A 25,466-nucleotide genomic window follows, 5' to 3' on the forward strand; every position below is an offset into this window, starting at 1 on the left:
TGTTTGCGTGCAGGCGACGCACTAAAAGGGGGGATTCACTCTGCCGTGGTGAAGGAAAAAAGTTACATTACCCCCCTTCGCTGGGGGAAATGACACGCTGATGGAGTAGAGGATGTTACTGACTGGCGTTATTTTTTTGTTCACCCTGGTGCTGGATGAATCCGGCTTTTTCGAATGGTCGGCGCTGTTCGCTAACAATGGCGGCACTGGCGCTGCGCCTCTCTTTTTAATTAGCGATGAGATTTCGTTATGAGCACTATCACCATTTATCACAATCCGGCCTGCGGCACGTCGCGCAATACGCTGGAGATGATCCGTAACAGCGGCGTGGAGCCCACCATTATTCTTTACCTTGAGACACCGCCGTCGCGCGACGAACTGGTGAAGCTCATTGCCGATATGGGAATTTCGGTGCGGGCGCTACTGCGCAGTAATGTTGAACCGTATGCGCAACTGGGGCTGGCGGAAGACCGGTTTACCGACGACGAGTTGCTGGATTTTATGCTGCAACAGCCGATTCTGATTAACCGCCCTATCGTGGTGACGCCGCTCGGTACGCGCTTGTGCCGCCCTTCGGAAGGGGTACTCGATATTCTGCCGGGCGGCCTGAAAGGAGCATTCAGCAAAGAAGACGGGGAACAGGTCACCGACGCGTCCGGCAAACGGATTAAATAAAAGAAGTGCCCGGTGGCGCTGCGCTTATCAGGCCTACGGGGAAGTATGTCGGTTTTGTAGGCCGGGTAAGGCGAAGCCGTCACCCGGCTAAAGGGTTTAAATCTGCCCGGCGCGGCGGGCGGCGGTGCGGGAAAGCGCGGCCCAATCCAGGTGCCCTTCATCATGGGCCAGGCTTTCCACATGCGCGGCGCGCAATGTCCCGGCCAGCGCCAGCGGCACATTCACCCGTTCGGCGGCGTCCTGCGCCAGGCGCACATCTTTTAGCCCCAGCGCCAGCTTAAACCCGGCGGGCTCGAAAGTGTCGGTGGCAATCGCCTGCCCGTATCCTTTGTAAACCGGCGCGGCGAACAGCGAAGAGGTGATCAAATCGATAAACTCGCCTTTATCGACCTCATACCCCTGCACCAATGCAACGGCTTCGCTCATCGCGCCAATCGCGCTGGCAATCATAAAGTTCACGGCGAGCTTCGTCGCGCTGGCCTGCTCCGGGCGATCGCCCAAATACCAGGTTTTCTGCCCGAGCACATCCAGCAGCGGCTGCACGTTTGCCAACAATGCACTGTCGCCAGCGGCCAGAATCGTGAGCTGCCCCGCTTCGGCGACATTCACCCGCCCCAGCACCGGGGCCGCGAGATAACCGACATTCCGCGCCTGGTGCAATTGCGCCAGTTCCACCGCCAGTGCAACGGAAATTGACGCCATATTCACATGAATGGCACCCGGTTTCAGGGTCGCCAGCACATTGCCCTCCAACAGCGTGCTGCGCGTGGCGTTATCGTCCGCCAGCATGGAGATCAGCACGTCGGCATCCGTTGCCGCTTCCGCCGCCGTTGCGGCATTCACCGCTCCCCGTTCCGCCAGTTTCGCCGCAGGCCCGGCAGAGCGGTTCCAGCCCTGCACGTTATACCCCGCTTTCAGCAAATTCGCCGCCATCGGCAGCCCCATGGTGCCAAGCCCAAGAAACGCAATTTTCATAACAGATCTCCTGTTGTTAACCGGTAACTCTTTTCAGTGTAATGGCATTAACCTGGAACAGCTCTTGCTTAGCTTTTTTATTCAACTGCAAAAAAGGAAGCGAGACGATGCAAAGTAATATGGCCCCCTGCGGAATGGCGGTAACGCCGCACCATCTCGCCAGTGAGTCGGCGCTCTCGGTGTTGCGCCACGGCGGCGACGCCATTGAAGCGATGGTGGCGGCAGCGGCAACCATTGCGGTGGTTTATCCCCATATGAACGGCATTGGCGGCGATGGCTTTTGGCTGATTGTCCCACCGGAGGGAGAACCGCTGGCTATTGATGCCAGCGGCGCGGCCGGGCAACTGGCGACAACCGCGTTTTACGCCGATCACGCGCAGATTCCCCATCGCGGCCCGCTGGCGGCGTTAACGGTGCCCGGCACGCTCAGCGGCTGGGATGAAGCGCTGAAGGTTTCCGCGTCGCTCGGCGGCGGGCAGTTGCCGCTGTCGCGCCTGCTGGCGGACGCCATTCGTTATGCCGCAGACGGTATTCCCGTCACCCAATCGCAGGCCAGCGCCACGCAGGCGAAATACCCAGAGTTGGTAGATGTTCCTGGTTTTGCGCCAACCTTCCTGCCTGACGGGGAAATTCCCACCGCGGGCAGCCGTTTTTGCCAGCCGAAACTGGCGCGCACGCTGACCCGCCTTGCCACCGATGGGCTGGAGAGCTTTTATCGCGGCTCACTCGCGCAGCTAATGGCGAGCGAAATGCAGACGCTGGGCTTGCCGGTGACGGCGCAGGATCTGGCGAACCACCGCGCGCAGCGTCGCGTTCCCCTCAAACTGGCGCATAGCCAGGGCGAGGTTTTCAATATGACGCCGCCGACACAGGGGCTGGTTTCGCTGGCGATCCTCGGCATTACCGATCATCTGGAGATGGCGCAAGCCAATGAAGTGCAGACCATTCATCGTATTGTCGAGGCCACCAAAAAAGCCTTTGGCCTGCGCGATCGCTATATCACCGATCCGCGCCATGTGACGCTGCCGGTGCAAAGCCTGCTGGAGCAGACGCCGCTGGAAGTGCTGGCCGCCAGCATTGATGAGCAGCGTGCCGCGCCCTGGGGCCAGGGCAAAGGGCCGGGCGATACGGTGTGGATGGGCGTGGTGGATAAAAATGGCCTGGCCGTGTCGTTTATCCAGAGTATTTATCACGAGTTTGGTAGCGGCGTGGTGCTACCGGAAAGCGGCGTGCTGCTGCAAAACCGCGGCGCGGCCTTTAGCCTCGATCCGTCGCATTTGCTGGCGTTGATGCCCGGCAAACAACCGTTCCACACCTTAAACCCGGCGGCCGCGCGGCTGAAAGATGGCCGCACGATGGTTTACGGTACGATGGGCGGCGACGGTCAACCGCAAACGCAGGCGGCGATTTTTACCCGCCATATCATGCAGGGGATGCCATTACAGGAAGCGGTTTGCGCCCCGCGTTGGTTGCTCGGGCGCACCTGGGGCCAGACGTCCGATAGCCTGAAGCTGGAGGGGCGTTTTAGCGAAGAGACATTCCAGGCGCTGCGCGCGCGGGGCCACGATGTTGAGTGGCTGCCGGGTTTAAGCGAAGCGACCGGGCATGCCGGGGCGATTGTGCGTCATGCCAACGGCATGCTGGAAGGGGCATTCGATCCGCGCAGCAACGGCAGCGCGGCGGGGTTTTAGGGTTTGATTGCCGGATGGCGCTGAAACGCTTATCCGGCCTACGGAGCGCGGCACGCATTTGGTAGGCCGGATAAGGCGAAGCCGCCATCCGGCACATTCCGCGATGTCGGCTTCGATCGCCGGATGGCGCTGGCGCTTATCCGGCCTACGAGGCGCGGCACGGGTTTGGTAGGCCGGATAAGGCGAAGCCGCCATCCGGCAAAACGCGCATTAACCTTCGTGCAGCCCGCATTCGCGTTTCAGGCCGAAGAAGCGGGTTTCTTCTTCCGCCATGCCCGGTTCCCATTTGCGGGTGGTGTGGGTATCGCCGACCGACAGGTAACCCTGATCCCACAGCGGGTGATAATTCAGCCCGTGTTTTTGCAGGTACTGATACACCGTGCGGTTGTCCCAGTCGATGATCGGCAGCACTTTGAACACGCCGCGTTGAATTGCCAGCACCGGCAGTGTCGCACGGCTACCGGATTGCTCGCGGCGCAGCCCGGCAAACCAGGTTTGCGCGTTCAGATCGCTCAGCGCACGGTTCATCGGCTCGACTTTGTTGATCTGGTTGTACTTCTCAATCCCCTCGACGCCCTGCTCCCACAATTTGCCGTAGCGCGCTTCTTGCCACGCCGGGCTTTGCTCTGCGCGATAAACCTTGAGGTTCAGCTTGAGCTTGTCCGTCAGTTCATCAATAAACTGGTAGGTTTCCGGGAACAGATAGCCGGTATCCGTCAAGATCACCGGGATACCCGGGCAAACCTGATTCACCAGATGCAGGCTGACCGCCGCCTGAATACCAAAACTGGATGAGAGCACATATTCACCCGGCAGGTTTTCCAGTGCCCAGGCCACGCGCGCTTCGGCGGTGAGTTTCTCAAGCTGCGCGTTGGTTTCGGCAAGCTGAAGAATGCGATCCACTTTCGGCAGGTCGTTGAGGGCGTTCAGATCGAGTTTGGACATAAGTTCCTCACTGTTTTCTTTGCCGGATGGCGGCTTCGCCTTATCCGGCCTACAAAACCATTGACGGCATCCCGTGAGCCGGATGGCGCTTCGCTTATCCGGCCTACAAACCGTTGGCGGCATACCGTAGGCCGGATAAGGCGTTTACGCCGCCATCCGGCATTCAGTTACGTTATTCCCAAAAATCCCGCGCCGGATCGAGCACCGGGCGGATGATTCCGGCGCGAACGGTGAAATCGCCGAAGCCTTCATCCCCTTCACGCTCATGCGCCCAGCGATCGACCAACGTGTCGATCTCGCTGAGAATTTCCGCTTCCGTGATGTTTTCGCGGTACATACGCGGAATACGCGTGCCGATGCGGTTGCCGCCGATATGCAGGTTATAACGCCCCGGCGCTTTACCGACGAGGCCGATTTCCGCCAGCATCGCGCGGCCACAGCCGTTCGGGCAGCCTGTTACGCGCAATACAATGTGATCGTCGCCAACGCCGTGTTTTTCCATTACCGATTCGACTTTATCGACGAACGATGGCAGGAAACGTTCGGCTTCCGCCATCGCCAGCGGGCAGGTCGGGAACGACACACAGGCCATTGAGTTTTCACGCTGCGGTTTCACTGCGTCCATCAGCCCGTGGCTGCGCGCCAGTTTCTCGATCTTCGCTTTCTGGCTTTCCGGCACGCCCGCGACAATCAGGTTCTGGTTGGCCGTTAAACGGAAATCGCCTTTATGGATCTTAGCAATTTCCAGCAGACCGGTTTTCAGCGGGCGGCCTGGATAATCCAGAATGCGGCCATTTTCGATAAACAGCGTCAGGTGCCATTTATTGTCAATGCCTTTCACCCAGCCGATACGATCGCCACGCCCGGTAAATTCATACGGACGGATCGGTTCGAATTTAATACCTGCGCGGCGCTCAACTTCTTCTTTGAAGGTTTCAACGCCGACGCGCTCCAGCGTGTATTTGGTTTTCGCGTTTTTGCGATCGGTACGGTTGCCCCAATCGCGCTGCGTGGTAACGACCGCTTCGGCCACTGCCAGCGTGTGCGCCAGCGGCAGGTAACCAAACTCGCTCGCCGTGCGGGCGTACGTTTTCTTATTACCGTGCTCAATGGAAAGCCCGCCGCCCACCAGCAGGTTAAAGCCCACCAGCTTGCCGTTCTCCGCCACGGCGATAAAGTTCATGTCGTTGGCGTGCAGATCCACATCGTTTTGCGGCGGGATCACTACCGTGGTTTTGAACTTACGCGGCAAGTAAGTTTTGCCCAGAATCGGCTCTTCGTCGGTGGTCGCGACTTTCTCGGCATCGTGCCAAATCTCCGCATAAGCGCGGGTGCGCGGCAGCAGATGCTCAGAGAGTTTTTTCGCCCACTCGTACGCTTCCGCGTGCAGTTGCGATTCGATCGGGTTCGAGGTGCACAGCACGTTACGGTTAACGTCGTTGGCGGTGGCCAGCGCGTCCAGCCCGACTTCGTGCAACATCTGATGCGCCGGTTTGACGTTCTTTTTCAGAATGCCGTGAAACTGGAATGTCTGGCGGTTGGTCAGGCGAATACTGCCGTAGATTGTTTTATCGTCGGCAAATTTATCAATCGACAGCCACTGCTTCGGTGTAATGATGCCGCCCGGCAGACGGCAACGCAGCATCATGGCGTGGCGCGGTTCGAGTTTTTGCTCGGCGCGTTCGGCGCGAATGTCGCGGTCATCCTGCTGGTACATGCCGTGAAAACGGATCAGCAGGAAGTTATCGCCGTTGAAGCCGCCGGTCAGACCGTCGTGCAAATCTTCTGCAATGGTGCCGCGCAGATAGTTGCTTTCAAGCTTCAGGCGCTCGGCGTCGGCCAGTTTGCCTTCGACCACCAGTGGGCCGGGGTGTTTATCGCTCATTAGTAGACATCTCGCTGATAACGGCGCTCAACGCGCAGCTCACTTAAAAATTCATCCGCCGTTTCGGTATCCATGCCACCGAACTCGGCAATCACGTCCAGTAAAGCCTGCTCAACGTCTTTCGCCATGCGATTGGCGTCGCCGCAGACATAAATGTGCGCGCCGTCATTAATCCAGCGCCACAGTTCCGCGCCTTGTTCGCGCAGTTTGTCTTGTACGTAGACTTTTTCTTTTTGATCGCGGGACCACGCCAAATCGATGCGATTCAGCAGGCCCTCTTTCACATAACGCTGCCACTCCACCTGATAGAGGAAATCCTCGGTGAAGTGCGGGTTGCCAAAGAACAGCCAGTTTTTGCCTGGCGCTTCATCGGCGGCGCGCTGCTGAATAAAGGCGCGAAACGGCGCAATGCCGGTGCCTGGGCCAATCATAATCACCGGTGTTTCCGGGTTGGCAGGCAGGCGGAAGTTATCGTTATGCTCAATAAACACCCGTACTTCGCCGTCTTCTTCCACGCGTTCGGCGAGGAAGCTCGACGCACCGCCCGCGCGGGCGCGGCCTTCAATGTCAAAACGCACGACACCGACGGTGACATGCACTTCGCTTTCCACTTCCGCTTGCGAAGAGGCAATCGAATAAAGGCGCGGCGTCAGCGGGCGCAGCAAGTCGATCAGCGCTTGCGCGTCCAGTTGCGCCGGCGAAAAACGCACCATATCAACAATAGGCGTTGTGGCGGCGTAATGCTGCAATTGGGCTTTATCGCCCACCAGCGGCAGCAGCGATTCACTGCGTGTCAGAGTGGCGTAATTTTCGACGATGTTGGCGGTGTTCACCGTCAGCTCGAAGTGCCATTGCAACGCTTCTGAAAGCGCCTGCGTTTTGCCATCGACTGTGACTTGCTCGTCGCCTTTCAACCACAGCAGTTCAACCAGCTCTTTGACCAGCGCCGGATCGTTCTGATACCAGACGCCGAGCGCGTCGCCCGGCTGGTAGCGCAGGCCGGAATCGCCGAGATCGATTTCGATATGGCGAACATCTTTTTCTGAGTTGCGACCGGTGATTTTCTGGTTGATCGAAAGATTCGCGGTGAGCGGCGCTTCTTTGGTGTAAGGGCTGGAGAACACTTCATTGACCGCGCCGGTGGTACTTGCGAGTGCTTGCCCAGGCGTTGCGGCCGGTGCGCGGGCTTTCAATACGTCTACCACGCGGGCGCGCCATTCGGCGGCGGCGGGTTGGTATTCAACATCGGCATCCACGCGATCTAACAGGCGCTCGGCACCGAGTTCCGCCAGTTTGCTGTCGAAATCTTTCCCGGCCTGGCAGAAGAATTCATACGAGGTGTCGCCAAGACCAAAGACCGCAAAGGCGGTGCCGTCGAGTTTCGGCGCTTTTTTCGAGAACAGGAATTTGTGCAGCGCGACGGCTTCTTCCGGCGCTTCCCCTTCCCCCTGGGTGGACGCGACAATCACCAGCAATTTTTCGTTGGCGATCTGTTTGAATTTGTAGTCGCCCGCGTTGACCAAATTGACGTTGAGCTTCGCCGCCAGCAGATCGTCACGCAGCGCTTCGGCGACGCGGCGCGCATTGCCGGTCTGCGACGCGGAAATCAGGGTGATGGACGGTGTTTCTGCAACCGGTGCGGGCGTGGCAACCGCAGTGCCGGGCTGCTGGTTCAGCATGCCCCAGAAATAGCCAGAAACCCAGGCGAGCTGGGTGGGAGTTAAATCAGTGGTGGCTGCCTGAAGGCGCGCCAGTTGCTCCGGGTTTAACGGGAGCAACGCGGAAGATGGGGCCAGGGTCGTCATGCGTCGTTATGTTCCAGTAGCAAAGCTGTTTTTATAGTTTGAAAAACAGAAGAGAATGTAAGGTTAACGGCGGGGATAATAACAATTAAAGAAAGGTTGGAAATAATAAATAACCAAAAGAACTAACCTGTTTTAGCTATAGTTATTAACAGTAAAACCGGTTGAATAACTGACTGAATTGTATTGATAAATTCACCATGCTGCGATGTTGCGCCCGTTGTCATCACTTTTAGTGATTTTAATTAATGCTAAAAAAGGTCATTTCCGCTACCATTCGGCGGTTTTTTGTCAGCCTGAGAGTTCATTATGTCGACCACCTTGTTTAAAGATTTCACCTTCGAAGCCGCTCATCATTTGCCGCACGTCCCGCAGGGGCACAAATGCGGTCGTCTGCATGGCCACTCTTTTATGGTGCGCCTGGAGATAACCGGCGAGGTGGATCCTTATACCGGCTGGATTATGGACTTCGCCGAATTGAAAGCGGCATTTAAACCGCTTTACGACCGACTGGATCACTACTATCTGAACGAGATCCCAGGGCTTGAAAACCCGACCAGCGAAGTACTGGCGAAATGGATTTGGGACCAGATGAAGCCGATTGTGCCGTTGCTGAGCGCGGTGATGATTAAAGAAACCTGCACCGCAGGCTGTGTCTATCGCGGGGAGTAATCCCGCCGCCAGCCATTTCCCCTTTTCAGGAAATGGCTGACAACTATCGCGCATTAACGCACCAGAAAACCGCCGTCCACCGCCAGCACGTGGCCATTGACATAATCGGATGCGCGGCTGGCGAGGAAAATCATCGCACCCATTAAATCCGGCTTATCGCCCCAGCGATTCGCCGGAATATGATCTAATACCCAACGATTGGTTTTCGCTTTACTGCGTGTAACGCGGGTAATATCGGTGGCGTAATAACCCGGCGCAATACCATTAACCTGAATATTGTATTTCGCCAACTCATCACAATAAGCTTTGGTCAACCCCACCAGCGCATGTTTACTTGCAGAATAAGCGGGCGACCATTGACCGCCTCTATAAGATAACACCGAACAAATATTAATTATTTTCCCCGATTGACGGGGGATCATTATTTTTGACGCTTCATAACTTAATTCAAAAGCCGCCGTCAGATTGACATTAATCATCGGATCCCAATCATCGCGATTAAAATCCTGCACTTTATTTAAATTACAAATTCCGGCGTTATTGACCAGAATATCAACGGTGCCAAAACGCTCACAACAGGCAGAAATCACCTGTTCAGGCGCACCTTTCGCGGTGATATCGACATGCATAAACGCCACATCGACGCCCTGTTGCTGAATCACGGTTTTTGTTTCCCCCTCATCGCGGGAAAAACCGGGAATAAAAACATTCGCGCCGGCTTTGGCTAATGCCACAGAGAACGCCTGACCTAACCCCGTATTTCCACCGGTGACAATGGCGTTTTTTCCTTTGAGAGAAAAAAAGTCCATGGAAAATCCATTTAATGAAGCAGTTGTTATCATATTTTCCAAATTCCATTTTAATAAAAGAACGATATATTCCCTGTTAAGACGATTATCTTATTTATGACTTTCGAGAAAAAAGCCGACGATTATCATCACAAATAAAGTGCATGTAGCGTGACAGAAATCACAGCTCAGTTTTTATAGGATATTTCATTCGAGAAAAAACCCGCCGGACGGCGGGTTTGGTTATCAAGCGATATTCAGGTATTTGTGCGTTTGCATCGACAACCGCCAGTTGCGGGCAATGCAGGTTTCAATGCATAACCGCGTGGCGTCCTCTTTCTGGCTAATCGGTTGCAGCGCGATAACCCGCTGCTTATCGTCAGTCAGTTGCGCCAGTAATTCATCCAGCGCTTCAATGTCACGCATCCGCCCGACCGGGTGTTTGATCTCATCGGCGCGTTCCAGCGCCTGTTGTAGGACATCATAACCGCCGCGCATATTCACCTTCGGCGACACGGTGACCCAGGTGGTGTGCGAAGTGCGCACTTCATGGGTGCCACTGGTTTCAATCTGGCAGCTAAAGCCGTTTTTCTCCAGCAGGCTGGTCAGTGGGATCAAATCGTGAATGCAGGGTTCGCCGCCGGTGATCACCACATGGCGGGCAGTCCAGCCCTGACGCTGAATGATGGCGAGCAGATCTTCGCTGCTTGCCGCGCCCCATTTGTCGCTCTCTTTGGTTTTCGCGAGCACGCTAAACAGCGACACCTCCCGATCCGCAAGCTTATCCCAGGTATGTTTGGTATCGCACCAGGCGCAACCAACCGGGCATCCCTGTAAACGAATAAAAATAGCGGGAACGCCGGTAAAGTAACCCTCGCCTTGCAGGGTCTGGAACATCTCGTTAATCGGGTACTGCATCATCGCTCTTACTAAAAAGGAAAAAAGGGATTATTGCAGATAACCCTCGCACATTCATGTGCCATTTGCGCTTCGCCGCTAAGTGGTTGTAAGTATTGACGCCAATTATGGCGAATTGTCATCCCTGAAAATGTGCCGCTATTATGTGAACTGTTTCTCTCCGCCCTGCAAGGATAATGCTTATGGCACGCTTGTTCGCGCTGTTGCTGGTACTGAGCGGCTTTGCTTTCCAGGCGCAGGCGCTTCCTGTTCCCACCATGCACGGGTTCTTTAACGATCCTGAGGATGTGTTGAACGCTCAGGAAGAGGCCACGCTCAGCCGCGAAGTGGCTGCGCAAAATGCGCAGACCGGTACGCAAACCGCCGTGTTAATCGTGCCCTCTTTGCACGGCGATAATCTCGAATTCTTTGCCAACCGCGTGTTCAACACCTGGCAGTTGGGCGACGCCGATCGCAATGATGGCGTGCTGGTTTTGGTTGCCTGGCAGGATCGCAAAGTGCGAATCGAAGTGGGTCGCGGCCTTGAAAGCGTGATCACTAACCCGCTGGCGAAGCGAATTATTGATGAGCAAATGATCCCGCATTTTAAAGTCGGCGATCTCTCAACCGGCATCGGGCAGGGCCTTAAAGGGATCAACGCGCTGCTTAACAAACAACCGCTGCCGCAGGCTTCATCCCCGTCGTGGCTGCGGTCGTTTGTCTTCGATTTCGCTTTCTGGAAGGGGCTGCCTGTTCTGGCTATCGCCCTCTTTTTCTTGTTTCACAAACGCAAAAAAAAGACGCTTTTGACGCTGTTTTTTGGTTCCTCTTGCTTCCTGACGCCCGTACTCGCCATCACCAGCGACTTTTTCCCGTGGGTGGAACCGTTTCTGTGGCTCAGCTTTTCGATTCCTTTCCTGATCATTTTTTTGGCGTTGCTGGTGATGTGGCTTTACCCGCAGCGCCTGCTCGAATCAGCGCAAGGCGCTGGCGACGGCACATCCAACTGGATAGCGAACGACTTCATTCACCACCACAGCAACAGTAACGATAGCGCAAGCCACAGCAGCAGCGACAGCTCTGGCGGCGGTGGTTCCAGCGACGGCGGCGGTTCGTCAGGAAGCTGGTGAATTCAGCGCGTCGATAAAGCGCTGTGTGATCTGCTGCGGGCGCGTGATGGCGCCGCCGACTACCACCGCATGGGCGCCCAACGCCAGGCAGCGCGCCGCGCGCTCTGGCGTGTCGACATTGCCTTCGGCAATCACCGGAATGCTCACCGCCGCCAGCACCGCTTTTAACTGCGCGCAGTCGTTATCCGGCAGGCTATGGCCTTTGGTCTGCGCCGTGTAGCCGTACAGCGTGGTGCCCACACAATCGAAACCGAGTTGCTGCGCGATGACCGCTTCTTCCACGCTGGCGGTATCGGCCATCAATAGCAGGTGCGGATACGTTTGGCGGATTTGCCTGACCAGGTGTTCGAGTGTCTCCCCGCCAGGCCTGGGGCGGTTAGTGGCATCCAGGGCGATCATCTCGGGGGCGGCGCGCATCAGTTCATCAATTTCACGCATCGTCGCGGTGATAAAGACATCGCAGTTCGCGTAGTTACGTTTAATGATGCCAATCACCGGCAGCGCGACTTCTTGTTTGATCGCCTCAATATCCACCACGCTGTTAGCGCGGATCCCGGACGCACCGCCAAGCGCCGCCGCCAGCGCCATTTTCGCCATGATAAACGGGCTGTGCAGCGGTTCGTTTTCCAGCGCCTGGCAGGAGACCACCAGCTTCCCTTTGATTTGTTCTAACATCGTTAACCTCTGCTTAGTAACTCTTCCACTTCATTTTTGATAATGGTGACATGGGGGCCGTAAATGACCTGAACGCCGTTGCCGCGCAAGATCACGCCGCGCGCGCCGGTCGCTTTCAACGCCGCTTCGTTGACTTTGCTGCCATCAACAACCGTGATGCGCAAACGCGTGGCGCAGCAATCCACCTCTTCCAGGTTCGCATCGCCGCCAAGCCCCGCCACGATGGCCTGCGCCCGCTCGCTATCGTTAATGACCACGTTTTCCACCGTCTCTTTTTCACGCCCTGGGGTAGCAAAATCGAAGCGGGTTATCAGGAAACGGAACGTGAAGTAGTAGAGGAAAAACCACGGTACGCCGACCAGCGGCACGTACATCCAGTGGGTTTTCGCTTCGCCCTGCAAAATGCCAAACAGGATGAAATCAATAAATCCGCCCGAGAAAGTCTGCCCGATGGTGATGTGCAGGATGTGCGCCAGCATAAACGCCAGCCCGTCGAAGAAGGCGTGAATGACATACAGCACCGGCGCGACAAACAGGAAGGAGAACTCAATCGGTTCGGTAATGCCGGTCAGGAAAGAGGTTAACGCCGCCGACAGCAGCAGCCCGGCGACACGTTTTTTGTTTTCCGGTTTGGCGGTGTGGTACATCGCCAGGCACGCGCCAATCAGGCCAAACATCATGGTAATAAAACGCCCGGACATAAAACGCGAGGTGCCAACGTAGAACTGCTGCGTCGAGGGATCGGCAAGCTGGGCGAAGAAGATGCGCTGCGTACCTTCTACCAGTTGGCCGTTGACCATCTCGCTGCCGCCGAGCGCTGTGGTCCAGAAAGGCAGATAGAAGATATGGTGCAAACCGAACGGGCCAAGCATGCGCAGAATAAAGCCGTACAGCAGCGTACCGAGATAGCCGGTGGCATCGACCAGCCCGCCGAGACCGAAAATCAGCTTCTGGAAATGCGGCCATACCACCGTCATTACCGCACCGACGAGGATTGCCGCCAACGAACTGATAATCGGCACAAAGCGCGAACCGCCGAAGAAACCGAGAAACTGCGGCAGCGCGATTTTGTTAAACCGTTGGTGCAACGCGCAAGTGACCAGACCAATCACCACGCCGCCGAACACGCCGGTTTCCAGCGTCTGAATGCCGAGGCTCATCCCCTGCCCGACTGCGCCTGGGTTGCTTTGCGCCAGTTGCCCGGTCAGGGTAAGTAGCGCATTGATGGTGGCGTTCATCACCAGGAAGGCCAGCAATGCCGCGAGGCCCGCGGTGCCTTTGTCTGTGCGCGCCAGGCCAACCGCTACGCCAACGGCGAACAGCACCGACAAGTTGGCAAAGACAATCGACCCGGCGCTGCTCATGATGGTGAAAATTGCCTGTAACCAGGCGACATCCAGAAACGGATACGCGGTGATAGTGTTGGGGTTCGACAGCGCGCCGCCGATCCCGAGCAACAAACCCGCCGCCGGAAGAACGGCGATCGGCAGCATAAAAGATTTGCCGAAACGCTGCGCTTTTTCGAACCAACGTCCTGAAGATGTCCCGCTGAAGAATGCCATGTTTGTTTCCCCGCCGTTGTAATGATGAAAATATTTATCACATTAAAGTTAATTAATGAAAATTATCACCAATAATAGCGAAGGCGATCATACTTTTTTAAAATGACTGGCAACACTGTCCGGCTTTCACGCACACTACCCGCCATGCAAAGGCGCTTTAGGATCTTATGATGTCTGAAAATGAAAACTTGCTGCTCAGGCTACGCCAGGAGGTGTCTGGTTACAGCCCCACGCAGCAGAAACTCGGGGATTTTGTGCTAACCGATCCCGCGCGCGTGCTCTATTTGACGATAACGGAGCTGGCCCGCGAGAGTGAAACCAGCGAAGCCAGCGTGACGCGTCTGTGCCGCACACTGGGCTGCAAAGGGTATAACGAATTCAAAATGGCGCTGGCGCTGGATGTGCAGCGCGGTCAAACGCTTCGTGTGCAGAGCGGAGATGCCATCGATGCGCTGGTGGATGATTCCGTTCAGGCGCTGCGCGATACCGCGCAATTACTCGATCGTTCGATGCTGGAGCAGGCGGCTTTGGCGCTGCATCAGGCGTCTTCGGTGCAGATTTATGGCGTGGCCGCCAGCGCGATTATCGGTGAGTATTTGCATTACAAGCTGCTGCGGCTGGGCAAACCGGCGCAACTGTTCAGCGATATGCACCGGGCATCGATGAATGCCACCGCGCTGCGCCAGCAGGATGTGGTGGTAGCGATTTCCAGCTCCGGCTCAACCCGCGATCTGTTGCACGCTGTGAAGCTGGCGCGTAAATCCGGCGCGCAGGTGCTGACGCTGAGCAATACGCCGCGTAGCCCGCTGGCGACCATCAGCGATATGTTGTTGGTGGCCGCAAAGCCAGAAGGACCGCTGAACGCAGGTGCGTTGAATGCAAAAGTGGGCGCGATGTTGCTGGTCGAACTGTTAACCACATCGCTGATAGCGTTGGATGCACACTACAGTGAAACCAGCCAGCAAACCGCCAGCGCGACATTACCGCTGCTGCTGTAGCTGTTGGCTGAACGACAGATGAAAAAAAAACCCGCCGAAGCGGGTTTTTTTCAAAGAGAAAAGTCAGGATTACGCCTGGCCTTTGATCTCTTTCAGACCGTTGAACGGTGCTTGTTCACCCAGCGCTTCTTCGATACGAATCAGCTGGTTGTATTTAGCAACGCGGTCAGAACGGCTCATGGAACCGGTTTTAATCTGGCCAGCCGCAGTACCTACCGCCAGATCGGCGATGGTTGCGTCTTCAGTTTCGCCAGAACGGTGAGAGATAACGGCAGTGTAGCCAGCATCTTTCGCCATCTTGATTGCAGCCAGGGTTTCGGTCAGAGAACCGATCTGGTTGAATTTGATCAGGATGGAGTTAGCGATACCTTTTTCGATACCTTCTTTCAGGATCTTGGTGTTGGTTACGAACAGATCGTCACCAACCAGCTGGATTTTGTCGCCCAGCACTTTGGTCTGGTATGCGAAACCAGCCCAGTCAGATTCGTCCAGACCATCTTCGATGGAAACGATCGGATACTGTTTAGTCAGATCTTCCAGGAAGTGAGTGAACTCTTCAGAGGTGAAGGCTTTGTTGCCTTCGCCAGCCAGAATGTATTTGCCGTCTTTGTAGAATTCAGACGCTGCACAGTCCATAGCCAGAGTGATGTCTTTGCCCAGCTCGTAGCCAGCCGCTTTAACCGCTTCAGCGATAACAGCCAGTGCTTCGGCGTTGGAACCCAGGTTCGGCGCATAGCCACCTTCGTCACCAACAGCTGTATTCATACCTTTGGATTTCAGCACTTTAGCCAGGTGATGGAAAACTTCAGAACCCATACGGATGGCTTCTTTCACGGTTTTCGCGCCAACCGGCTGAATCATGAATTCCTGGATGTCGACGTTGTTGTCTGCGTGCTCACCACCGTTGATGATGTTCATCATCGGAACCGGCATGGAGTATTTGCCCGGGGTGCCGTTCAGTTCAGCGATGTGTGCGTACAGCGGCAGGCCTTTAGAAGCAGCAGCCGCTTTAGCAGCAGCCAGAGAAACCGCCAGGATTGCGTTAGCGCCGAAGTTGGATTTGTTTTCGGTACCATCGAGATCGATCATGATTTTGTCGATGCCAGCCTGATCTTTGGCGTCTTTGCCAAGGATTGCCTGAGCGATCGGGCCGTTAACCGCGCCAACAGCTTTGGTTACGCCTTTACCCAGAAAACGGGATTTGTCGCCATCGCGCAGTTCCAGCGCTTCGCGGGAACCAGTGGAAGCACCTGACGGAGCGGCAGCCAGACCGACGAAACCACCTTCCAGGTGTACTTCGGCTTCAACAGTCGGGTTACCACGGGAGTCGATGATTTCACGACCGATGACTTTAACGATTTTGGACATTAGGTTTTCCTCAGTACAAGTTAAACTAAAACTCCAGACAAACAACGCTCGCTCCTTCATCCTTCGCCCTACAACTGCGTTAGCCCGCTCACTCACCCCGGTCACTTAGTTGACTAAGCTCCCGGGGATTCACTCACGGGCTGCCTTGTTGTAGAACGAATGCTATTGGAGCGCCATTACAGCGCTGTCTTTATATTTTGTTACTTCGCCTGGCGCTTCTGATAATCGCTGGCGGCTTTCACAAAGCCGGCAAACAGCGGATGTCCATCACGCGGCGTAGAAGTAAATTCCGGGTGGAATTGACAGGCGACGAACCACGGATGATTCGGCACCTCGATGATCTCGACCAACTGATCATCACCGGAACGGCCCGCAACACGCAGACCCGCAGCTTCAATTTGTTTCAGCAGCATATTGTTGACTTCGTAACGATGGCGATGGCGTTCAACGATAGTTGGCGTGCCATACAACTGGCGAACCAGGCTGTCGTCACCAAGCTGGCACTGCTGTGCGCCAAGACGCATGGTGCCACCGAGATCGCTCTTCTCCGAACGCTGCTCAACGTTGCCTTCTTCGTCTCGCCATTCGGTAATCAGCGCCACAACCGGGTACTTACAGTCTGGCACAAATTCGGTGGAGTTGGCGTTCTCCATCCCGACGACGTTACGGGCAAACTCAATCAATGCAACCTGCATCCCCAGACAAATGCCGAGGTAAGGAATATTGTTTTCACGCGCATAGCGTGCGGTGGCGATCTTGCCTTCTACACCGCGGTAGCCGAAGCCGCCAGGGATGAGAATCGCATCCAGACCTTTCAGAATTTCAACGCCGCGCGTTTCCACATCTTGCGAGTCGATCAGCTTGATGTTGACGGTTACGCGGTTTTTCAGGCCACCGTGTTTCAGCGCTTCAATCACTGATTTGTAGGCGTCCGGCAATTCAATGTATTTGCCGACCATACCGATAGTGACTTCGCCTGACGGATTCGCTTCTTCGTAAATCACCTGTTCCCATTCGGCCAGGTTCGCTTCCGCACAGTCCAAGCTGAATCGTTTACAAATATAATCGTCCAGCCCCTGGGATTTCAACAGGCCCGGGATTTTATAAATGGAATCGACGTCTTTTAGAGAGATTACAGCTTTTTCTGGAACGTTACAGAACAAAGCAATTTTCGCACGTTCGTTAGCAGGAACCGCGCGATCGGAACGGCAAATCAGGATATCTGGCTGGATACCGATAGAAAGCAACTCTTTCACAGAGTGCTGTGTCGGTTTGGTTTTGACTTCGCCAGACGCTGCCATGTATGGCACCAGCGTCAGGTGCATGTAAAGTGTGCGCTCACGGCCCACTTCTACCGCCATCTGACGGATCGCTTCAAGGAACGGCAAAGATTCGATATCACCAACAGTACCGCCGATTTCAACCAGCGCGACATCGTGGCCTTCGCCACCCGCAATGATGCGTTCTTTGATTGCGTTGGTGATGTGCGGAATAACCTGAACGGTTGCGCCCAGATAGTCGCCACGGCGCTCTTTACGCAGTACGTCTGAGTAAATACGACCGGTGGTGAAGTTGTTACGACGGGTCATTTTGGTGCGAATGAAACGCTCGTAGTGACCCAAATCAAGATCGGTTTCTGCGCCATCTTCGGTAACGAACACTTCACCATGCTGGATTGGGCTCATTGTCCCCGGATCGACGTTGATATACGGATCCAGTTTCATCATGGTGACGTTGAGGCCACGGGCTTCAAGAATGGCTGCCAGGGAGGCTGCGGCAATGCCTTTACCCAGAGAGGATACGACCCCGCCGGTCACAAAAATATAGTTCGTTGTCATGCTGAACCTGAGAAGTTAGGTTTAAAAGACGGTGGAATAACCAGGACGGGAAAGCAGTATACCGGATGATGACTTGCGCCACAAACTTTCATTACCCCTCCTCTTCACCAGGTCCAGACAGACTTAAGGTGTGTGAAAATAGCCGCTTTCGGAGAAATGTTTTTGACGCAAATCAAGCGCTTGCTATTTAGAAAATCACACAAATAGCGCTTATCGTAATAAATGCCTTAAAGATCATGTTCCTGGCGTTTTACCTGCTGCCAGACATTTTCCATTGTTTCCAGATCTACGCCGGTCATTTCCAGACCGCGCTCGCGGACAATGCGTTCGACTTCGCGAAAACGGCGTTCAAATTTCAGGTTGGCTTTTTGCAGCGCGACTTCCGCTTTAACGCCCAAATGGCGCGACAAATTGACGGTCGCGAACAGCAGATCGCCCATCTCTTCTTCCACACGCGCTTGATTGACCACCGCCTGTTTCGCCTCGTCCATCACTTCATCGATCTCTTCGTACACTTTTTCGAGCACCGGGCCAATGGTGTTCCAGTCAAAGCCGACGGTCGAGCAGCGTTTCTGGATTTTATGCGCGCGCATCAGCGCGGGCAGGCTGTGGGGAATATCATCCAGCGCCGAATGCTGTGATTTTTCCGCGCGCTCGGCGGTTTTGATTTGCTCCCAGCGTTCCAGCACTTCCGCGCTGTTTCCGGCCCTTGCATCGCCAAAGATGTGCGGGTGGCGGCGCTCCAGTTTGTCGCTGATAGCCGCGCAAATATCGTTGAAATCAAAGCGCCCCTCTTCCTGCGCCATTTGCGCGTAAAACACCACCTGGAACAGCAGATCGCCCAGTTCGCCGCGCAGATCGTCAAAATCCTCGCGCGAGATCGCGTCCAGCACTTCGTACGTCTCTTCCAGGGTGTAAGGCGCGATAGTGGCGTAAGTTTGTTCTTTGTCCCAGGGGCAGCCGGTTTCCGGGTCGCGCAGGCGTTGCATAATCCCGAGCAGACGTTCGATTTGAGTCATGAAAAATCCTTAAAAAAAAAGCGATCCCCCTCCAGGAAGGAAGAGGATCGCGTGAGATGAAAATCAACCGCCGTGCAGGCGACGCGCGTCGATAACGTCCGGCACCTGATTGAGTTTGCCGAGCACGCGGCCCAGCACTTGCAGGTTGTAGATTTCGATATTCATATCGATGGTCGCCAGTTGCTCTTTGGTGTCGCTGCGGCTGGCAACGCCCAGCACGTTGACCTTTTCGTTGGCGAGAATGGTGGTGATATCACGCAGTAGCCCGCTGCGATCGTTCGCCGTTACGCGCACCACCAGCGAGTAACCCGCCGAGTAACTTTCGCCCCAGACGGCATCGACAATGCGTTCCGGCGCAACGTTGCGCAGCTCTTCGAGCTGATCGCAGTCGGCACGGTGAATGGAAATGCCGCGCCCCTGAGTAATAAAACCGACAATCTCGTCGCCCGGGATCGGCTGGCAGCAGCGCGCAATGTGGTGCATCAAATTGCCAACGCCTTCCACCACCACACGACCATTGTCTTTGCTGCGGCTTTGCGGCGCGTAGGTTTTCTGCTGCAACTGCTTCAGCGCGGCGGCGTCCTGCTCCTCGGCGCTCGGTTTATTGAACTGCGATTGCAGGAAGTTAACCATCTGATTGAGACGGATATCGCCCCCGCCAATCGCCGCCAGCAACTCATCGAGTTCGTTGAAGTTGTAACGCGGCAGCAGGAATTTTTCCGCCTCTTTCAGGCTGATCCCCAGGTGCGCCAGCTCATCGTCGAGGATCTGACGACCCGCGAGAATATTTTTGTCACGATCCTGTTTCCGGAACCAGGCGTGAATTTTCGACCGCCCACGGCTGGTGGTGACATAACCGAGGTTCGGGTTCAGCCAGTCACGGCTTGGGTTCGGCTGTTTCTGGGTGATGATTTCAATCTGATCGCCCATCTGCAACTGGTAGGTAAAGGGCACGATGCGCCCGCCGATTTTCGCGCCGATGCAGCGGTGTCCAACGTCGCTGTGAATGTGATAAGCGAAGTCCAGCGGGGTGGAACCTGCTGGCAAATCGACCACATCGCCTTTTGGCGTAAACACATACACCCGGTCGTCGAACACCTGGCTGCGCACTTCGTCGAGCATTTCGCCAGAATCGGCCATCTCTTCTTGCCAGGCGATCAGTTTACGCAGCCATGCGATGCGATCTTCATGTGCGGAACGAGCGACGCCCGCCGTGGCGGTGCCTTCTTTGTATTTCCAGTGCGCGGCAACGCCCAGTTCGGCGTCTTCATGCATCTGGCGGGTGCGGATCTGGATTTCAACGGTTTTCCCGCCCGGCCCGAGTACCACGGTATGAATAGACTGGTAGCCGTTCGGTTTCGGGTTGGCGACGTAATCGTCGAACTCATCCGGCAAGTGGCGGTAATGGGTGTGCACAATACCGAGCGCGGCGTAGCAGTCCTGCAAGCGCTCGGCGACAATGCGCACCGCGCGCACATCAAACAGCTCGTCAAAGGCGAGGTGTTTTTTCTGCATTTTGCGCCAGATGCTGTAGATGTGTTTCGGGCGGCCATAGACTTCGGCTTTCACACCTTCGGTTTTCATCTCCGAACGCAAATGGCCGACAAACTCGTCAATGTAATGTTCGCGATCGATACGGCGTTCGTGCAGCAGCTTGGCAATGCGTTTGTATTCCGCCGGGTGCAAATAGCGGAAGCAGTAATCTTCCAGTTCCCACTTTAGTTGCCCGATGCCTAAGCGGTTCGCCAGCGGCGCATAGATATTGGTACACTCTTTCGCCGCCAGCACGCGCTCATCTTCCGGCGCGTCTTTCACTTCGCGCAGATGCGCGATACGTTCCGCCAGCTTGATCACCACGCAGCGGAAATCGTCTACCATCGCCAGCAGCATTCGGCGAACGTTATCCACTTGTTCGGAAGAGACGGAATCGGTGTGCGTGGCTTTTAGCTGGCGAATGGCCGCCATATCACGCACGCCGTGAATCAGATTCACTATCGATGTGCCCACGCTTTCGCGCAGCACCTCTTCGCTGACCACTTCAGCGTCGGCCAGCGGGAACAACAGCGCAGCGCGCAGCGTGTCGGTGTCCATACTCAGCATTGAGAGAATTTCCACCATCTCAATACCGCGCGAGAGCAGCACTTCCGCGTGCGGATGCCCCTCTGTTTGTTGCAGACAATAAGCCCAGGTTTCGGTTAAGCGTTCACTCGACGGCTGACTGGTCATGCCCAGACTGGCGATCCATTTGGCCGGATCGAATTCACCCGCTTTGTTCAAATGCGCACTGCGTACCGCAACCATCGTCCTCTCCTTTCAGGGACCGGGCCTGTCGAACTCGACAAGCCTAAATTAATCATTTGTGATTCACAAACAACACCATCGATTCCAGGTGGCCAGTGTGCGGGAACATGTCCAGCATCGCCAGCCGCTGAATCTGGTAACCCGCGCTCAGCAACGCTTCACTGTCGCGGGCTAGCGTGGCGGGATTACAGGAGACGTACACCACCCGGCCTGGCGACAATTTTATAATATGCTGCATGACTCCCGCTGCGCCTGCGCGCGCAGGGTCGAGTAAAACTTTGTCAAACCCGTGGTTCGCCCACGGTTGCTTCGTGACATCGTCCTCCAGATTTTCGTGAAAAAATGTCACATTCTGCAAGCCATTCTGTCGCGCGTTTTCCTGCGCCTTCGCCACCAGATCGGCAACGCCTTCAACGCCAACCACTTCAGCCGCGCGTTTCGCGAGCGGCAACGTGAAGTTGCCCATGCCGCAGAACAGATCCAGCACGCGGTCGCCGGGCTGCACGTCGAGCCACGCCAGCGCACGGGCAACCATCTGCTGGTTCACACCATCATTTACCTGAATAAAATCCCGCGGACTGAATGATAAGCGTAGCCCGTCCGAACTGTACCAGGGAGATTCTCCGCTAACCTGCTCAAGAATCTCACTTTGTGGCGCGAGAAACAGCGCAAGTTTTTGGGAATGCGAAAAGCGTTCCAATTTATCTTTATCTTCCGCACTTAACGCAGCGGTATGGCGCAATACCATTAGCGGGCCATTGCCCGCCTCAACCAGTTCCACATGCCCAAGGTGACGCACGGCTTTTAACCCGGCCAGGCAATCGCGCAGCGCCGGGAGCAATGCGTCAAGGCGGTGCACCAGTACCGGGCAACGCGTCACGTTCACAATGTCGCTGTCGCCCGCTTTACGAAACCCCATCTCCAGACGTTGCGTTTTCGGCTGCCAGCTCAGGCTTAAGCGCGCGCGGCGGCGGTATGCCCAGGGCTCGGCGGCAATGACTTCGTTAACGTCGCGCTTCATCAAACGCGCCAGCGCGGCGCTTTTACTGCGCTGTTGCAGGGCAACGCTGGCATGTTGCTGCTGGCAACCACCGCAGATGCCAAAGTGCGGACACAGCGGCGCTACGCGCTCCGGGCTGTCGCTCAAACGGCGGCTGACCTCGCCACGGGCGAACTGCCGTTTGTCCTCTTTTAACGTGATTTCTGCTGTTTCAGTGGGCAAAAGGCCGGGAATAAACAACGCTTTACCATTATGGCGCGCAACCCCCTGCCCAAAAGGGTCAAGGTCGTTTACTGTTACGGTTATTTTCTGACGAGTCGTCACACGTCGTTTTGCAGAGTAGAATTGCGCCATTGCAGGGAATTATCTCAATTATCGATTAATGGCCACATTCTCCCATAACGGAATTCCATGACCAACTACAGCTTGCGCGCACGCATGATGATTCTGATCCTGGCCCCCACTGTGCTTATCGGTGTTTTGCTCAGTATCTTTTTCGTCGTGCACCGCTATAACGATTTGCAGCGTCAACTGGAAGACGCCGGAGCCAGCATTATTGAACCGCTGGCGGTTTCCAGCGAATACAGCATGACGTTGCAGGACAAAGAGGCCATTGGCCAGTTGATTAGCGTTCTGCATCGCCGTCATTCGGACATCGTGCGGGCCATTTCGATTTACGATGGCAAAAATAATGTGTTCGTTTCGTCGAATTTTCAACTTGATGGCGACAGTCTCAAGCTGGCACCGGGCCAGCCCTATCCACGCAAACTGAGCGTCACCCGGCGCGGCGACGTGATGGTGTTACGCACGCCAATTCTGACCGAAGGGTACGCCCCCGCCAATTCCTCGCTGCCGGCAGACAAAATCACCGGCAATATGCTCGGTTATGTCGCGCTGGAACTGGATCTCAAATCGGTGCGTTTACAGCAGTACAAAGAGATTTTTATCTCCAGTTTGATGATTTTGTTCTGTATCGGTATCGCGCTGATTTTTGGCTGGCGGCTGATGCGCGACGTCACCAGCCCGATCCGCAATATGGTGAATACCGTGGACCGCATTCGTCGCGGACAACTCGACAGCCGCGTCGAAGGTTTTATGCTCGGCGAGCTGGATATGCTGAAAAACGGCATTAATTCGATGGCGATGTCGCTGGCGGCATACCATGAAGAGATGCAGCACAATATTGACCAGTCGACCTCCGATCTGCGCGAAACACTGGAGCAGATGGAGATCCAAAACGTCGAGCTGGATCTGGCGAAAAAACGCGCCCAGGAAGCCGCGCGCATCAAATCCGAGTTCCTCGCCAACATGTCTCACGAGCTGCGTACGCCGCTGAATGGCGTGATCGGCTTTACCCGCCTGACGCTGAAATCGGAGCTGAACCCGACGCAGCGCGATCACCTGCTGACCATTGAGCGTTCGGCCAATAATTTGCTGGCGATCATTAATGACGTGCTGGATTTTTCCAAGCTGGAAGCGGGCAAATTAATTCTGGAAAGCATCCCGTTCCCGCTACGCAATACGCTGGATGAAGTAGTGACCCTGCTGGCGCATTCCGCGCACGATAAAGGGCTGGAGCTGACGTTAAATATCAAAAATGATGTCCCGGATAACGTCATTGGCGACCCACTGCGCCTGCAACAGGTGATCACCAATTTGGTCGGCAACGCCATCAAATTCACCGAAAACGGCAATATCGACATTGTGGTTGAGAAGCGCGCCATCAGTAATAACAAAGTGCAGGTGGAGATGCAGATCCGCGATACCGGCATTGGGATCCCGGAGCGCGATCAGTCGCGGTTGTTCCAGGCGTTTCGCCAGGCGGACGCCAGTATTTCGCGCCGCCACGGCGGCACCGGGCTGGGGTTGGTGATCACGCAAAAACTGGTGAACGAGATGGGCGGCGATATCTCTTTCCACAGCCAGCCAAATCGCGGTTCGACCTTCTGGTTCCATATCAATCTCGATCTCAATCCTAATGCCATCAGCGATGTGCAAGCCACGGACTGTCTGGTCGGCAAACGTCTCGGTTATGTTGAACCAAACGCCACGGCGGCGCAGTGCACGCTGGATATACTCAACGAAACGCCGCTGGAAGTGATTTACAGCCCGTCGTTCTCCGCCCTGCCGCAGGCGCATTACGACATTCTGTTGATGGCGATTCCGGTGACCGTTCGCGAGCCGCTGAGTATGCAGCATGACCGCCTCGCGCGCGCCGCGTCGATGACCGATTATCTGCTGCTGGCGCTGCCGTGCCATGCGCAAGTGAACGCTGAAGAGTTGAAACAGGATGGTGCCGCCGCATGTTTGCTCAAGCCGCTCACCACCACGCGTTTGCTGCCTGCGTTGACCGAATATTGCCGTTCTACGCGCCTGGCGCAGTTGCCGTCGCCAGCGGATACCAAATTGCCAATGTCGGTGATGGCGGTGGACGACAACCCGGCCAACCTGAAGTTGATCGGCGCGTTGCTGGAGGATCAGGTTCAGCATGTCGAGTTGTGCGACAGCGGCCTGCACGCCATCGAACGCGCGAAGCAACGGCAGTTTGATCTGATTTTGATGGATATCCAGATGCCGGATATGGACGGTATTCGCGCCTGCGAGCTGATCCGCCAGTTGCCGCATCAGCAACAAACGCCGGTGATTGCCGTCACCGCCCATGCGATGGCCGGGCAAAAAGAGAAGCTGCTCAGCGCCGGGATGAATGATTATCTGGCGAAACCGATTGAAGAGGACAAGCTGCATAACCTGCTGTTGCGCTATAAACCCGGCCCCGCTGTTGGCGCGTGGTTGACGCCATCGGAGCCGGAGCCAGCGCCTGTTGAGATCGTGGTGGATGCAGAGACGACACTCGACTGGCAACTGGCGCTGCGCCAGGCGGCGGGCAAAACCGATTTGGCGCGGGATATGTTACATATGCTGGTGGAGTTCCTGCCGGAGATCCGCAACATGGTCGAAGAGCAGTTGGTCGGAGAAGCGCCAGCCGGGTTAGCGGAAGGGATCCATAAATTGCACGGCAGTTGCGGTTACAGCGGCGTTCCACGGCTGAAAAAGCTTTGCCAGCTTATTGAGCACCAGTTGCGCAGCGGCGTTGCCGCCGAGGCGTTGGAACCGGAGTTTCTTGAGTTGTTAGATGAGATGGACAACGTGACGCGCGAAGCGCACCGGTTGATTGGGTAGCCATATTGGTTTTGTCATGCCGGATGGCGCTGACGCTTATCCGGCCTACGGAATTGGCATACACA

Annotated in this window: 20 protein-coding genes; 7 read left to right on the forward strand and 13 right to left on the reverse strand. The window is 55.8% G+C overall.

Annotated elements, in window-relative coordinates; genetic code table 11:
* The first annotated feature begins 112 nt into the window (after positions 1 to 112).
* Together AAEY27_RS17470 and arsC are read left to right on the forward strand one after the other, a co-directional pair.
* Positions 113 to 253, forward strand: coding sequence for a hypothetical protein (locus tag AAEY27_RS17470; RefSeq protein ID WP_342322056.1), 141 nt, complete (start codon positions 113 to 115; stop codon positions 251 to 253).
* Positions 250 to 675: a glutaredoxin-dependent arsenate reductase gene (arsC, locus tag AAEY27_RS17475; protein WP_342322057.1), complete on the forward strand. Its 426-nt coding sequence runs from the start codon at positions 250 to 252 to the stop codon at positions 673 to 675. The genes AAEY27_RS17470 and arsC overlap by 4 nt, the downstream gene beginning before the upstream one ends.
* A 96-nt stretch (positions 676 to 771) precedes the next feature.
* On the opposite strand, the gene AAEY27_RS17480 is transcribed toward arsC, so the two are convergent.
* Entirely contained in the window at positions 772 to 1,650 is an 879-nt protein-coding gene (locus AAEY27_RS17480; RefSeq protein ID WP_342322058.1) for an NAD(P)-dependent oxidoreductase, read from the reverse strand.
* Between the two features lie 107 nt (positions 1,651 to 1,757).
* Here AAEY27_RS17480 and AAEY27_RS17485 point away from each other — a divergent pair, with 107 nt between their 5' ends.
* Positions 1,758 to 3,341, forward strand: a complete 1,584-nt coding sequence (locus AAEY27_RS17485) for a gamma-glutamyltransferase family protein (RefSeq protein WP_342322059.1) — start codon at positions 1,758 to 1,760, stop codon at positions 3,339 to 3,341.
* A 210-nt stretch (positions 3,342 to 3,551) separates the two neighbouring features.
* Here the strand turns inward: AAEY27_RS17485 and cysH are convergent, their stop codons facing one another.
* The 3 genes from cysH to cysJ all read right to left on the reverse strand — a co-directional run bounded on the left by cysH (position 3,552) and on the right by cysJ (position 7,976).
* On the reverse strand, positions 3,552 to 4,286 hold the full coding sequence (gene cysH / locus AAEY27_RS17490) for a phosphoadenosine phosphosulfate reductase (protein ID WP_342322060.1): 735 nt from the start codon (positions 4,284 to 4,286) through the stop codon (positions 3,552 to 3,554).
* 172 nt (positions 4,287 to 4,458) lie between these two features.
* A complete protein-coding gene (cysI, locus tag AAEY27_RS17495) occupies positions 4,459 to 6,171 on the reverse strand; it encodes an assimilatory sulfite reductase (NADPH) hemoprotein subunit (RefSeq protein WP_342322061.1) in 1,713 nt (570 codons plus the stop codon).
* The gene (cysJ, locus tag AAEY27_RS17500) at positions 6,171 to 7,976 is read right to left on the reverse strand and encodes an NADPH-dependent assimilatory sulfite reductase flavoprotein subunit (protein ID WP_342322063.1); all 1,806 of its coding nucleotides are present in this window, start codon (positions 7,974 to 7,976) and stop codon (positions 6,171 to 6,173) included. The genes cysI and cysJ overlap by 1 nt, the downstream gene beginning before the upstream one ends.
* A gap of 303 nt (positions 7,977 to 8,279) precedes the next feature.
* Here cysJ and queD point away from each other — a divergent pair, with 303 nt between their 5' ends.
* Positions 8,280 to 8,645, forward strand: coding sequence for a 6-carboxytetrahydropterin synthase QueD (queD, locus tag AAEY27_RS17505; protein ID WP_342325623.1), 366 nt, complete (start codon positions 8,280 to 8,282; stop codon positions 8,643 to 8,645).
* Positions 8,646 to 8,698: 53 nt separating this feature from the next.
* Here queD and AAEY27_RS17510 read toward each other — a convergent pair whose 3' ends face one another.
* The gene (locus tag AAEY27_RS17510; RefSeq protein ID WP_342325624.1) at positions 8,699 to 9,484 is read right to left on the reverse strand and encodes an SDR family NAD(P)-dependent oxidoreductase; all 786 of its coding nucleotides are present in this window, start codon (positions 9,482 to 9,484) and stop codon (positions 8,699 to 8,701) included.
* A gap of 195 nt (positions 9,485 to 9,679) precedes the next feature.
* Complete coding sequence (gene queE, locus AAEY27_RS17515; RefSeq protein WP_342325626.1) at positions 9,680 to 10,351, reverse strand: 7-carboxy-7-deazaguanine synthase QueE; 672 nt, start codon at positions 10,349 to 10,351, stop codon at positions 9,680 to 9,682.
* Between the two features lie 182 nt (positions 10,352 to 10,533).
* Here queE and AAEY27_RS17520 point away from each other — a divergent pair, with 182 nt between their 5' ends.
* Complete coding sequence (locus tag AAEY27_RS17520; protein ID WP_342322065.1) at positions 10,534 to 11,460, forward strand: TPM domain-containing protein; 927 nt, start codon at positions 10,534 to 10,536, stop codon at positions 11,458 to 11,460.
* Here AAEY27_RS17520 and AAEY27_RS17525 read toward each other — a convergent pair.
* Both AAEY27_RS17525 and AAEY27_RS17530 read right to left on the reverse strand, forming a co-directional pair.
* On the reverse strand, positions 11,446 to 12,135 hold the full coding sequence (locus AAEY27_RS17525) for an N-acetylmannosamine-6-phosphate 2-epimerase (RefSeq protein ID WP_342322066.1): 690 nt from the start codon (positions 12,133 to 12,135) through the stop codon (positions 11,446 to 11,448). The two genes, AAEY27_RS17520 and AAEY27_RS17525, sit on opposite strands and share 15 nt — an antisense overlap.
* A gap of 2 nt (positions 12,136 to 12,137) precedes the next feature.
* Positions 12,138 to 13,697 (reverse strand): maltose/glucose-specific PTS transporter subunit IIC, encoded by a 1,560-nt coding sequence (locus AAEY27_RS17530; RefSeq protein ID WP_342322068.1) that lies wholly within the window; start codon positions 13,695 to 13,697, stop codon positions 12,138 to 12,140.
* A 170-nt stretch (positions 13,698 to 13,867) separates the two neighbouring features.
* Between AAEY27_RS17530 and AAEY27_RS17535 the strand changes: the two genes are divergently transcribed.
* Positions 13,868 to 14,695: a MurR/RpiR family transcriptional regulator gene (locus AAEY27_RS17535; protein WP_342325627.1), complete on the forward strand. Its 828-nt coding sequence runs from the start codon at positions 13,868 to 13,870 to the stop codon at positions 14,693 to 14,695.
* A gap of 69 nt (positions 14,696 to 14,764) precedes the next feature.
* Here the strand turns inward: AAEY27_RS17535 and eno are convergent, their stop codons facing one another.
* The 5 genes from eno to rlmD all read right to left on the reverse strand — a co-directional run bounded on the left by eno (position 14,765) and on the right by rlmD (position 22,575).
* On the reverse strand, positions 14,765 to 16,063 hold the full coding sequence (eno, locus tag AAEY27_RS17540; RefSeq protein ID WP_342322070.1) for a phosphopyruvate hydratase: 1,299 nt from the start codon (positions 16,061 to 16,063) through the stop codon (positions 14,765 to 14,767).
* A 200-nt stretch (positions 16,064 to 16,263) separates the two neighbouring features.
* On the reverse strand, positions 16,264 to 17,901 hold the full coding sequence (gene pyrG / locus AAEY27_RS17545) for a glutamine hydrolyzing CTP synthase (RefSeq protein ID WP_342322071.1): 1,638 nt from the start codon (positions 17,899 to 17,901) through the stop codon (positions 16,264 to 16,266).
* 227 nt (positions 17,902 to 18,128) lie between these two features.
* Complete coding sequence (mazG, locus tag AAEY27_RS17550) at positions 18,129 to 18,920, reverse strand: nucleoside triphosphate pyrophosphohydrolase (protein WP_342322072.1); 792 nt, start codon at positions 18,918 to 18,920, stop codon at positions 18,129 to 18,131.
* A 63-nt stretch (positions 18,921 to 18,983) separates the two neighbouring features.
* Positions 18,984 to 21,221 (reverse strand): GTP diphosphokinase, encoded by a 2,238-nt coding sequence (gene relA / locus AAEY27_RS17555; protein WP_342322074.1) that lies wholly within the window; start codon positions 21,219 to 21,221, stop codon positions 18,984 to 18,986.
* A 52-nt stretch (positions 21,222 to 21,273) separates the two neighbouring features.
* Positions 21,274 to 22,575, reverse strand: a complete 1,302-nt coding sequence (gene rlmD / locus AAEY27_RS17560) for a 23S rRNA (uracil(1939)-C(5))-methyltransferase RlmD (protein ID WP_342322076.1) — start codon at positions 22,573 to 22,575, stop codon at positions 21,274 to 21,276.
* A 57-nt stretch (positions 22,576 to 22,632) separates the two neighbouring features.
* On the opposite strand from rlmD, the gene barA reads away from it, so the two are divergent.
* Positions 22,633 to 25,401: a two-component sensor histidine kinase BarA gene (gene barA / locus AAEY27_RS17565; RefSeq protein ID WP_342322077.1), complete on the forward strand. Its 2,769-nt coding sequence runs from the start codon at positions 22,633 to 22,635 to the stop codon at positions 25,399 to 25,401.
* Positions 25,402 to 25,466 lie beyond the last annotated feature (65 nt).

Source organism: Kosakonia sp. BYX6, assembly GCF_038449125.1.
Taxonomy (GTDB): Bacteria; Pseudomonadota; Gammaproteobacteria; order Enterobacterales; family Enterobacteriaceae; genus Kosakonia; species Kosakonia calanthes.

Bases quoted from the DNA above. Each gene is read 5' to 3' on its own strand.
- AAEY27_RS17470 (WP_342322056.1), top strand. From the start codon at position 113: ATGTTACTGACTGGCGTTATTTTTTTGTTCACCCTGGTGCTGGATGAA.
- AAEY27_RS17520 (WP_342322065.1), top strand. From the start codon at position 10,534: ATGGCACGCTTGTTCGCGCTGTTGCTGGTACTGAGCGGCTTTGCTTTC.
- barA (WP_342322077.1), top strand. From the start codon at position 22,633: ATGACCAACTACAGCTTGCGCGCACGCATGATGATTCTGATCCTGGCC.
- cysI (WP_342322061.1), bottom strand. From the start codon at position 6,171: ATGAGCGATAAACACCCCGGCCCACTGGTGGTCGAAGGCAAACTGGCC.
- AAEY27_RS17535 (WP_342325627.1), top strand. From the start codon at position 13,868: ATGTCTGAAAATGAAAACTTGCTGCTCAGGCTACGCCAGGAGGTGTCT.
- cysJ (WP_342322063.1), bottom strand. From the start codon at position 7,976: ATGACGACCCTGGCCCCATCTTCCGCGTTGCTCCCGTTAAACCCGGAG.
- arsC (WP_342322057.1), top strand. From the start codon at position 250: ATGAGCACTATCACCATTTATCACAATCCGGCCTGCGGCACGTCGCGC.
- mazG (WP_342322072.1), bottom strand. From the start codon at position 18,920: ATGACTCAAATCGAACGTCTGCTCGGGATTATGCAACGCCTGCGCGAC.
- AAEY27_RS17525 (WP_342322066.1), bottom strand. From the start codon at position 12,135: ATGTTAGAACAAATCAAAGGGAAGCTGGTGGTCTCCTGCCAGGCGCTG.
- eno (WP_342322070.1), bottom strand. From the start codon at position 16,063: ATGTCCAAAATCGTTAAAGTCATCGGTCGTGAAATCATCGACTCCCGT.
- relA (WP_342322074.1), bottom strand. From the start codon at position 21,221: ATGGTTGCGGTACGCAGTGCGCATTTGAACAAAGCGGGTGAATTCGAT.
- AAEY27_RS17485 (WP_342322059.1), top strand. From the start codon at position 1,758: ATGCAAAGTAATATGGCCCCCTGCGGAATGGCGGTAACGCCGCACCAT.
- AAEY27_RS17480 (WP_342322058.1), bottom strand. From the start codon at position 1,650: ATGAAAATTGCGTTTCTTGGGCTTGGCACCATGGGGCTGCCGATGGCG.
- cysH (WP_342322060.1), bottom strand. From the start codon at position 4,286: ATGTCCAAACTCGATCTGAACGCCCTCAACGACCTGCCGAAAGTGGAT.
- AAEY27_RS17530 (WP_342322068.1), bottom strand. From the start codon at position 13,697: ATGGCATTCTTCAGCGGGACATCTTCAGGACGTTGGTTCGAAAAAGCG.
- queE (WP_342325626.1), bottom strand. From the start codon at position 10,351: ATGCAGTACCCGATTAACGAGATGTTCCAGACCCTGCAAGGCGAGGGT.
- rlmD (WP_342322076.1), bottom strand. From the start codon at position 22,575: ATGGCGCAATTCTACTCTGCAAAACGACGTGTGACGACTCGTCAGAAA.
- pyrG (WP_342322071.1), bottom strand. From the start codon at position 17,901: ATGACAACGAACTATATTTTTGTGACCGGCGGGGTCGTATCCTCTCTG.